Genomic DNA, 9481 nt, shown 5'->3' with positions numbered 1-9481 from the left:
TGCAGGGCCACCAGCCGATAGAGCGCGGCCAGCTCCACCCGGGCCTGCCACTCCTCGGTGGACACCTTGCCTTGCAGCGACATCACGCCAGCAGATCCGTCGGCCATGGCGGCCTCCCTTCGAGTTCTTGTTCTGTCCCTTAAGAGTCCCCCTCAAGCCGGCGATCGTCAAGGGCGAGGGTGTTCAACCATGGCCGAGAACCCGCCGCACGGCGTCGCGCCAGCGGGCCTGGCCAGCTTGGCGCTGGTCAGGATCCAGGGCTGGGGTCGAAGGCTCGGTGGTCGGCCGAGCCGCGGCGGCGGCCTCGACATCGGGATAGAGACCGGCCCCGAGACCGGCGAAGAGCGCCGCGCCCAGGGCGGTGGTCTCCTCGTAGCTGGCCCGGGCGACCCGCTGGCCGGTGAGATCGGCCAGCCGCTGGGCGAACCAGGGGCTGCGGGACATGCCGCCGTCGATCCGCAGTTCTGAGCCTTCGCCAAAGGCTTCCGGGGCGTCGGAGGCCATGGCCTCGATCAGGTCGGCGGTCTGATAGGCGCTGGCGTCATAGGCCGCCGCGGCGATCTCAGGCAGGCCGGCGTCCCGGGTCAGGCCGCTTAAGGACCCGCGGGCCTCGGCGTCCCACCAGGGCGCTCCAAGCCCCGTGAAGGCAGGGACCAGCACCACGCCGTGGTCGGGCCGCGCCTTGCGGGCCAGGGCCTCGGCCGCGGCTGGAGAGTCCACGCCAAGCCCCTCCACCAGCCACTGGATGGCCGCCCCGGCGATGAAGATGGCGCCTTCCAGCGCATAGGTGGTGCGCCCGTCTATCCGGGCGGCGACGGTGGTCAGCAGGCGGGCCTGGGAGACCGGGGCGGCCTCACCCGTGTTCACCAGCAGGAAACAGCCGGTGCCGTAGGTGGCCTTCATCTGGCCCGGCGCCACGCACCCCTGCCCCATCAGCGCCGCCTGCTGGTCGCCGGCGACGCCGCAGATCGGGATGGCGCGGCCCAGCAGGCCGGCGTCGGTCTCGCCAAACAGGCCGGCGCTGTCGCGCACCTCCGGCAAGATCGCCCGGGGGACCTTGAACAGGTCGAGCATGGCCTCGGACCAGGCCTGGGCGCGGATATCGAACAGCAGGGTGCGCGAGGCGTTGGTGGCGTCGGTGACGTGCGCCTTGCCGCCGGTCAGCTTCCAGATCAGCCAGGAATCGATGGTCCCGGCCAGCAGTTCTCCGGCCTCGGCCCGCTCGCGGGCGTCCGGCACATGGTCCAGCATCCAGGCGAGCTTGGTGCCGGTGAAGTACGGATCGATCAGCAGCCCGGTGACCTCGGTCACGTGGGTCTCGGCGCCCTGGCGACGCAGGGCCTCGCACAGGCCTGCGGTGCGACGATCCTGCCAGACGATGGCCCGGTGGACGGGGGCGCCGGTGGCCCGGTCCCACAGCACGACGGTTTCCCGCTGGTTCGTGATGCCGATGGCGGCGACCTGGGCCATTTCGGCGCCGGCGTTGGCCACGGCCTCGGCCATCACCATTACTGCGGCCTCATAGATTTCCTCGGCGTCGTGCTCCACCCAGCCATCGGCCGGATAGTGTTGAGCCAGGGGGCGGGACGCCTCCCCTAAGGCCTGACCTGCCAGATCGAAGAGAATAGCCCGGGTGCTGGTGGTGCCCTGGTCCAGGGCCAGGATCAGGGGGTGGGCCATATCGATCTGCTCCTCACGTCACTGTCTGCTGAAACTGCAGCGATTTGGTTGGCGCCGGTTTAAGCATGTTTTCATTTGCAGCCATCAGATTCGCCCCAACGAACGACTCGTAGCCGGAGGTCGCCTTGAGCGCGCTCGCGAGGACCGAAGAGATCCTGAGTCTGGCCAAGAGCCGAACGCCCGGGGATCGTGAACGGCTGCTTCTGGCCGTGGTGGATCTGTGCGACGTCGCCGAGAGCGGCCAGATCATGTCTGCGCCAGCCGTCCAGGACCTGCTGAATTCCATCTTCATGAGCCTGGTGGTGGAAGCCGAGCGGGACATTCGCAAGCGTCTCGCCGAAAAGCTGGCCGGCGTCGACTGGGCGCCCATCGCCCTGATCAATGTCCTGGCCCTGGACGATATCGAAATCGCCCGACCGATCATCGCCGCCAGCCCGATCCTTCAGGATCATGACCTGATCCGCCTGCTCATCGAAGCCACGGTCGAACACCAGATCGAAGTCGCCCGGCGCCCAGGCCTCGGCGCGCCTGTGGTCGCCGCCATCCTGCGGCAGGCCGAGCCGGCTGTTCTCACCGCCCTGTCGGGCAACACCCAGACCGCGCTCGGCCCGGACGACATGGCCCTGCTGGTCAAGGCGTCGCGTCGGGTGGCGGCGCTGCGCTCGCCGCTGACCCGGCGCGCTGAGCTGACCGAGGATCTGGCCCAGGAACTCTATGCCTGGGTCGGCCAGGCCCTGCGCCAGGCCCTCACCCTGCGCTTTCGCCTCGACACCGAAGCCCTGGACGCCGCCCTCGGCCAGGCGGTCGGCGACGCCCATGCCGGCGCTATCGTCGAGAACGGCGACGCCATTGTCTGGCAAAAGGATGACGAACGCGAGGAGATGGAAAAGCGCCTGATCAGCAAGCTGGTGGCGGCCGGCCAACTACGGCCGGGCTACCTGTTGCGCGCCCTGCGCGAAGGCAAGCTTTCCCTGTTCGTCGGCGTCCTGTCGACCCTCGGCGATTTTCCCTTGGACATGCTGCGCCAGGCGATGGACAGCGAACAGCCCGAACATCTGGCCCTGGCCTGCGCAGCGGTGAGCATCGACCGCAGCGCCTTTCCCACGATCCTGGAACTGGTCCGCGACCTGAACGACAACAGGCCTGGCGGCGGCCCCGAAGGCGCCCGGCGCGCCCTGGCCGCCTTTGGTCCTTTCGCGCCCGACCTGGCCGCAGCGGCCTTCCGCCAGACCATGAGTTCGCGCCCAGCCTGACGCAGGGATGCGATCGGCGTTTGACAAGGCGCCTGCCCTGCCGGCTTTTGCACGCCCATGTTCAAAGCCGAACCCTTCGTGACCCGGGTGGCCTTCGCCGCCAGCGACCGCCCCGAGGCGCAGGACGCGCTGAAGGACCTGACGGCGCGCTATGGCCAGGTCCCACAGGATCAGGCCCAGGTGATCGTCGCCCTCGGCGGCGACGGCTTCATGCTGGAGACCCTGCACGGCAATATGGGCGCGCCCAAGCCGATCTATGGGATGAACCGCGGCTCGGTCGGCTTCCTGATGAACGAGTACAGCGCCGATGGCCTGCTCGACCGGATCAACGCCGCCGAGCGGGCGTTGATCCACCCCTTGAGCATGGTGGCGGTGGACGCCCGCCGCCGCCAGCACCGCGCCCTGGCGATCAATGAGGTCTCCCTGCTGCGCCAGACGCGGCAGACGGCCAAGCTGCGCATCTCGGTGGATGGCAAGGTTCGGCTGAACGAGCTGTCCTGTGACGGGGCTCTGGTGGCCACCCCGGCCGGCTCGACGGCCTACAATCTCTCGGCCCATGGCCCGATCATTCCCCTGGACGCCAAGGTCATGGCCCTGACGCCGATCAGCGCCTTCCGCCCCCGCCGCTGGCGCGGGGCGCTGCTGTCCCACGCCGCCCGCGTCACGTTTGAGATTCTCGAGGCCGACAAGCGGCCGGTCAGCGCCGTGGCCGACAACTTCGAAGTGCGCGACGTGGTCGAGGTGCATGTGGCCGAGAACCGGGACATCAGCCTGACCATGTTGTTCGACGCCGGGCGCAGCCTGGAGGAACGCGTCCTGGCCGAGCAGTTTTCCGCCTGACGGCACGTCTCATTCGTTGTTAAGATTCGCTCACTACGGTTGGGTCGTGCGTCCCCGAGGAGATGGCCGTGAGTGAGCAGAATACGGGTCAGGTGATCCAGGTCCCCAATACGCTTCGCCTCAAGGTCGGCGGCCGGTTCGGCGCTGTCGACGCCAGCGCGATCGCCAAGGCCGAAGCGGCTCTGAAAAGCCTGTCGGGCAATTTTGGCGCCTGGCTTCAGGACGAGGTCACCAAGCTCGAAGCCGCCCGCCAGCAGGTGAGGACCGAAGGCGCCACGGCCGAAACGCTCGAGGCCCTCTACCTGCGCGCCCACGACCTGAAGGGCCTGGGGACCACCTACGAGTTTCCGCTGATCACCCGCATGGCCGCCTCGCTCTGCAAGCTGATCGACGACAAGGACAAGCGCATGCAGGCGCCGATGGTCCTGATCGACGCCCATATCGACGGGGTCAAGGCCGCCGTCCGCGACGGGATCAAGACAGACGACCACCCGGTGGGCAAGATCCTGGTGGAAGAGCTCGAGCGTCGGGTCGCCGCCTCGGGCCTCGTCTGAGCGACTACATCCCCGGGACGAAAGGCTCGCTGACCGCGCCATAGCCGGCGCTTTCCGGCAAGACCAGCCGCGCGCCCTCGGGACCTCTGTGAATTTCCGGCTGCACCGCGACCAGGGGCCGAGCCCGGGCCGTGGCGATGGCCGCCGCAGCGCTGGCCGAGGTCGCCAGGCGGCCCAGATTCATGCGGGTCGGAAAGACCAGCTTCCGCTCCCCCCGCGCTCCGGCCTCCAGGGCCGCCTGAGGTGAAAGCCAGCAGGCGTCCACTGTCTCCCGTCCATCGCACACCGCCAGCTGCCCCGTCGGGGCGTGGGCGGCATAGAACCAGGTGTCGAACCGCTTGGGCGTCACCGGCGGGGTGATCCAGCGGGCGAAGACGGTCAGGGCTGAAAGGTCGAGCCGCGCGCCGGCCGCCCGCACCACGTCAAGGAACGGGGTCTCACCCCGATCGACCGATTGGCGAAGCTCCAGCGGCGCAGGCTCGATCTCAAGCGGGCCGCCATCACGACGCGTGGCGAGCAACAGGCCGGCTTCTTCGAACACTTCCCGAATGGCGGCGATCCGCAGGCCCCTCTGCTCTCCATCGTGAGCCGACCAGCCGGAGACGTGATCGGCCCAAGCGTCCTCATGATCGCCCGGATGGGACTTGCCGCCCGGAAAGACCAGGGCGCCGGAGGCGAAGTCGATCTGATGATGGCGCTCGACCATCAGCACTTCGAAGGTGGGGTCGTCGCGCAGCAGAAGAAGGGTGGAGGCCGGCCGGATCTCGCCGCCGTCGGTTGGCGTGCTCATGGGCGAAATCTGGAGCCAGCCGGCCCATTCGCCAAGGAAAAGCTGGTCAGGCGGTCTGCAGCGTCAGGGCGGCCTTGTCGGCGAGACGATCCATGCGGTCGAGGAGATAGTCGGCGTCATCCCGGGCGCCCACATGGGGTTGAGTCAGGAAGCGTTCGAGCATCTTCTTCTGGAACTTGTCACGATCGCGGGTGCCGCCCTCGAACTCCATGGCGTGGAAGGTGTCGACGCCGGCGCGGAAGGCCGGCAGCAGGCGCGCTGGCAATCCCGCCCGCTCGTAGATGGCCTTGAGGCCCAGAGGCCCGGCGTCGTGGATCATCAGCCAGGTGCGGTGGTGGGGCACGCCGGCGAGCTCGGCCAGCCCCCACTCGAAGAAGGCCATGTGGCCATGCGCCAGCCCTCGCAGAAGCAGGGAGGCGGTCAGACGCTCGTTGCGATGGAGATGGGCCACGAAGGCCTTCAGGTCGGCCGAGCGGCCGGCCTGGTCCACCAGGTCGAGGGTGGCGCGCTCCTTGGCGCCGGTGGCGATCTGCAGGGCCAGTTCGGGCGACACCGGATGGTGGGTCAGCAGGTGGTCGCGGACCTGATCGCCGACCATGTCGATCAGCTTCTCGGTCACCGCCAGGGGGAGGGTCTGGCGATAGGCCACTGCGGCCAGGACGCGCTCGGACCGCTCGAACCGCGCCAGGACGTTCATCAGTGTGGCGTCGGCGAAATCGGCGTTATCGTTGGCGCAGGCCACTTCGACCGCCCGCTCGGCCCCGGTTTCCACCAGCACGTCAGTGACCCGGCGCGAAAGACGCGGGCGTTTTGCGATGGCCACCTGGCGCACGGGGCCTCCCAGCCGAACAATTTCGGCCAGTTCCTCGTCGGTGAAGACGGGCGAGAAGCTCAGGATCGGCTGGCAGACGCTTTCCACATCCCGGGCCAGGGTCAGGGCCACGTCGTGCGGGATGAGCGGCGAACTTTTGAGCGTGACCGCCAGGGCGCGGCGCACCAGTTCGGCGGCGTCGGCCGCCATGACCCGTAGAATATCCTGCGCCAGCGCCTGTTCCTCAGGTGTCAGCGGCAGGGTGTCGATGCGGCGGCAAAGCTTGTGGGCGACCAGGGCGCGCTCGTCGGGGGTCGCGCCCTTCACCAGGGTGCGGATGTCATCCTCGGTCAGCGCCGCCCGCGTGGTCGTCATAGGACCCGTCCCCCTCCGTCGAGACTTCCATCCCGTTCGGCGACAATGATTGGTTAGGCTTAACGGACGGTTTCGCAGTCGCCTGTGGATTAACGCTATCGCGTAACGTCCCGCCAACCCTGAGCCGCTACCTTCGCGGGCGTCGCCGCAAAGGATAAGCCTGTGTCATCCAAAGCCGATTCTGTGCGGTTCGCCCCCCGTGGCGCAACGTCGCTGACGCTTCAGGCCCTGGACGCCCAGACGGCGCTGCTGCCCTATGCCCTGGTGGCCTTTCTGGTCAGCCTGCCGATCTTCGTCTGGGCCGGCTCCTTCGCTCCGAACGCAGCCTGGATGACGGTCAGCTTCGCCCTGTTCGCCATCGCCTGCGCCGCCACCTACGCCGCGGTCGGCTGGCTGCGTACGCCCGCCGCCCAAGACCTTGTGAAGCGCGGCCGGGTTCATGTGGTCACGGGCCTGGTCTGGGCCGGCTGCGTGGCCCAGATCGCCGCCTTCGCCGACAATGCCGGGCCGATGCGCGAAGCCCTGCTGCTGATGGCGACCGCCGCCTCGGTGGTCTGCATCTTCTTCACCGCCCCCTGGCTGCCGAGTCTGCTGATCGTCGGCGCCGCCGCCGCGGCCGGTCCGCTGATCGCCCTGTTCGCCACGCCTCAAAGCCAGAGCGCCGCAAGTCTCGCCTGGGGTGGCGTGGCGCTGGCCTTCGCCCTGGCCCTGATCCTCAACCGCATTCTCCGCCGCCAGTTCGCCATGGCGGCCGAGCGGGAGGAGCTGATCGCCGATCGGGCCGGCAAGGTCGAGGAGGCCAGCCGCCTGGCCCGCTCAAAATCCGACCTGGTGGCGACCCTCAGCCACGAGATCCGTAACGGCCTGACCGGCGTCGCCCATGTGCTGGCCGCCGCCGCCGGGCGCAATGGCCGCGCGGCCCCCTCGCGGGATCAGCTCTCGGCGGCGTTGGACGCCGTCAGCGACCTGATCGGCGTGCTCAACACCACCCTAGATTCCGAGACCGCCGAGGCCGGGCGACTGGCGATCGACATCCGGCCAATCGACGCCGCGGGCCTGGTGCGCGATCTGGTCCTGCTGAACCGCCCCCATGCCGCAGCCAAGGGCCTGGAGCTCGACGTGTTCGTTGCGCCGGAACTGGACGGCCGGGTCGGCGCGGCGATGGCGGACCCGACCCGGCTGCGCCAGATCCTGGCCAATCTGCTCGGCAACGCCATCAAGTTCACGGTTCGGGGCCGCGTCGAGGCGCGGCTGGAGCTGACAGAATCCGGGCGGTTGGCCATAGAGATCGCCGATACCGGCCCTGGCCTCTCGCCCGAGGAGCTGGACCGGGCCTTCGAGGCCTTCCTCAGGGTGGAACGCACCAGCGCCGGCGTGCCTGGCGCAGGTCTTGGCCTTTCCCTGTCGCGGCAACTCGCCCGGCTCATGCAGGGCGAGCTGAAGGCGAGCAGCGCGCCAGGGGTCGGCAGCTGCTTCCGCCTGGAGCTGCCCTTCGACCGGGACGCCGCGCCGCAGATCGATCTGATCGTCCAGGACGCCACGGATGACCCTGCCGAGGGTCGCAAGCTGCGCATCCTGATGGCCGAGGATGACAGCCTGAACGCCGCCATGATGCGCGCCGTGCTCGAACAGCTGGGCCACCAGGTGGTCCATGCCCAGGACGGCCGCCGGGCGGTGGACCTGGCCAAGGTCTGCGACTTCGATCTGGCGCTCATCGACGGCCGGATGCCCGGCCTGGACGGCCCGGAGGCCACCGCCGCGATCCGCGCCCTCGAGGGACCGGCCGCCCACCTGCCGATCATCGCGGTGATCGGGGGGGACGCCGACGAGGCCCAGGCCTGCACGGAGGCCGGCGCTGACGCCGTCCTGCGCAAGCCGGTCAGCGTGACCGCCGTCGCCCGGGCCGTGGCCGACGCCACTTCAGCCCCCCGTCGCCTGGCTGCCGGACGCAGGGTCGCCTGATCCCACGGCTTGACCCCGCGGCAGGGGCAAGCTCCGCCTTTCCCCCCTCGCCCGCCCCGGTCACTATGGAACCAAGCGGACCGGCGCCGAACAAGGCGCGGCCAGGGCGGAGGACGAAGTTCAGTGATACTCAAGGGTCTGAAGGTGGTGGAGTTCGCCACCTATATCGCTGCGCCCGGCGCGGCCGGCATCCTCGGTGACTGGGGCGCCGAGGTGATCAAGATCGAGCGCCCCGGCGGCGATGACATGCGTCACGTCTTCGCCGACGCCAAGAGTGACCTGGGGGCCAATCCGACCTTCGAGATGGACAACCGCGGCAAGCGCTCGGTGGTGCTCGACATCTCCAAGCCAGAGGGGCGGGACGCCGTCGCCAAGCTGGCGGCCGGGGCGGACGTCTTCCTCACAAATGTGCGGCCAGCCTCCCTCAAGCGGGCGGGCCTGGACGAGGCCAGCCTGCGGGGCGCCAATCCCCGGCTGATCTACGCCTTGGTCACCGGATATGGGATGGAAGGGCCGGACGCCCACAAGCCGGGCTTCGACGTCACCGCCTTCTGGTCCCGGGCCGGGGTGGCGCGGATGACCACGCCCAAGGGGGACGATCCCTTCCTGCTGCGCACCGGCTTTGGCGACCACATCACCTCGCTGGCCACCACCTCGGCCATTCTGGCGGCGCTTTACGAGCGGGAGCAGACCGGCGTCGGACGGATGGTGCAGACTTCCCTGCTGGCCACCGGCGTCTATACGGTCGGCTCGGATCTCGCCGTTCAATTGCGGTTCGGGCGGTTGTCGTCCAACCGGTCCCGCCGCGAGCCGCTGAACCCCCTGGCCAACTTCTTCCAAAGCCGGGAGGGCCGCTGGTTCGTCACCAATCCCCGGGGCGGTTCGGCGGACTGGGCGGCGATGACCAGGGCCGCCGGCCGGCCGGAGTTGCAGGAGGATCCGCGCTTCGTCAGCGGGCGGCTACGCAAGGAGAACACCACAGCCCTGACGGCCGAGTTCGACGCTGCATTCAGCGCCCTGGACTGGGACGAGATCACCGCCCGCCTCGACGCGGCCGATCTCGTCTGGGCGCCGGTCCAGACCCCGGCCGAGGTGGCCGCCGATCCTCAGGTGCGCGCCGCCGGCGCCCTGGTGGAGGTCGAGGATGGCCGCGGGGGCTTCGGCGATTCGCCCGCCGCTCCGGCCCAGTTTCCGGGGGTCGAAGCATCGCGCCGGC

The 9481-nt window shown here is 69.3% G+C and carries 8 protein-coding genes and 1 pseudogene; 5 read left to right on the top strand and 4 right to left on the bottom strand.

The window, feature by feature from the left end:
- Both V7702_RS15520 and glpK read right to left on the bottom strand, forming a co-directional pair.
- Nucleotides 1-107, bottom strand: a pseudogene (locus V7702_RS15520) (class II aldolase); the annotation flags it as partial.
- 76 nt (nt 108-183) lie between these two features.
- Nucleotides 184-1680 carry a glycerol kinase GlpK gene (gene glpK / locus V7702_RS15515; protein ID WP_335650984.1) on the bottom strand — a complete coding sequence of 499 codons (1497 nt, stop codon included), beginning with the start codon at nt 1678-1680 and terminating at the stop codon, nt 184-186.
- A gap of 125 nt (nt 1681-1805) precedes the next feature.
- On the opposite strand from glpK, the gene V7702_RS15510 reads away from it, so the two are divergent.
- From V7702_RS15510 to V7702_RS15500, 3 genes are all read left to right on the top strand, one after another.
- Nucleotides 1806-2933, top strand: a complete 1128-nt coding sequence (locus V7702_RS15510) for a DUF2336 domain-containing protein (RefSeq protein ID WP_335650983.1) — start codon at nt 1806-1808, stop codon at nt 2931-2933.
- A gap of 57 nt (nt 2934-2990) precedes the next feature.
- The gene (locus tag V7702_RS15505; protein WP_304711901.1) at nt 2991-3773 is read left to right on the top strand and encodes an NAD kinase; all 783 of its coding nucleotides are present in this window, start codon (nt 2991-2993) and stop codon (nt 3771-3773) included.
- Between the two features lie 62 nt (nt 3774-3835).
- Nucleotides 3836-4327, top strand: a complete 492-nt coding sequence (locus V7702_RS15500; protein ID WP_442958426.1) for an Hpt domain-containing protein — start codon at nt 3836-3838, stop codon at nt 4325-4327.
- Nucleotides 4328-4331: 4 nt separating this feature from the next.
- Here the strand turns inward: V7702_RS15500 and V7702_RS15495 are convergent, their stop codons facing one another.
- Together V7702_RS15495 and V7702_RS15490 are read right to left on the bottom strand one after the other, a co-directional pair.
- Nucleotides 4332-5117 (bottom strand): NUDIX hydrolase, encoded by a 786-nt coding sequence (locus tag V7702_RS15495; RefSeq protein WP_335650981.1) that lies wholly within the window; start codon nt 5115-5117, stop codon nt 4332-4334.
- 46 nt (nt 5118-5163) lie between these two features.
- Nucleotides 5164-6303, bottom strand: coding sequence for a DUF2336 domain-containing protein (locus V7702_RS15490; protein WP_335650980.1), 1140 nt, complete (start codon nt 6301-6303; stop codon nt 5164-5166).
- 162 nt (nt 6304-6465) lie between these two features.
- Between V7702_RS15490 and V7702_RS15485 the strand changes: the two genes are divergently transcribed.
- Nucleotides 6466-8265 (top strand): ATP-binding protein, encoded by a 1800-nt coding sequence (locus V7702_RS15485; RefSeq protein WP_335650979.1) that lies wholly within the window; start codon nt 6466-6468, stop codon nt 8263-8265.
- 123 nt (nt 8266-8388) lie between these two features.
- A partial coding sequence (locus tag V7702_RS15480) for a CaiB/BaiF CoA transferase family protein (protein ID WP_335650978.1) occupies nt 8389-9481 on the top strand: 1093 nt, incomplete at its 3' end.

Origin of the sequence: Phenylobacterium sp., assembly GCF_036963605.1 — a bacterium.
GTDB lineage: Bacteria > Pseudomonadota > Alphaproteobacteria > Caulobacterales > Caulobacteraceae > Phenylobacterium.
This window is presented reverse-complemented; position numbering and strand designations above follow the sequence as displayed.

Excerpts from the sequence above, each read along its gene's own strand:
- glpK (WP_335650984.1), bottom strand. The coding sequence starts at position 1,680 with ATGGCCCACCCCCTGATCCTGGCCCTGGACCAGGGCACCACCAGCACC.
- V7702_RS15505 (WP_304711901.1), top strand. The coding sequence starts at position 2,991 with ATGTTCAAAGCCGAACCCTTCGTGACCCGGGTGGCCTTCGCCGCCAGC.
- V7702_RS15500 (WP_442958426.1), top strand. The coding sequence starts at position 3,836 with ATGGCCGTGAGTGAGCAGAATACGGGTCAGGTGATCCAGGTCCCCAAT.
- V7702_RS15495 (WP_335650981.1), bottom strand. The coding sequence starts at position 5,117 with ATGAGCACGCCAACCGACGGCGGCGAGATCCGGCCGGCCTCCACCCTT.
- V7702_RS15490 (WP_335650980.1), bottom strand. The coding sequence starts at position 6,303 with ATGACGACCACGCGGGCGGCGCTGACCGAGGATGACATCCGCACCCTG.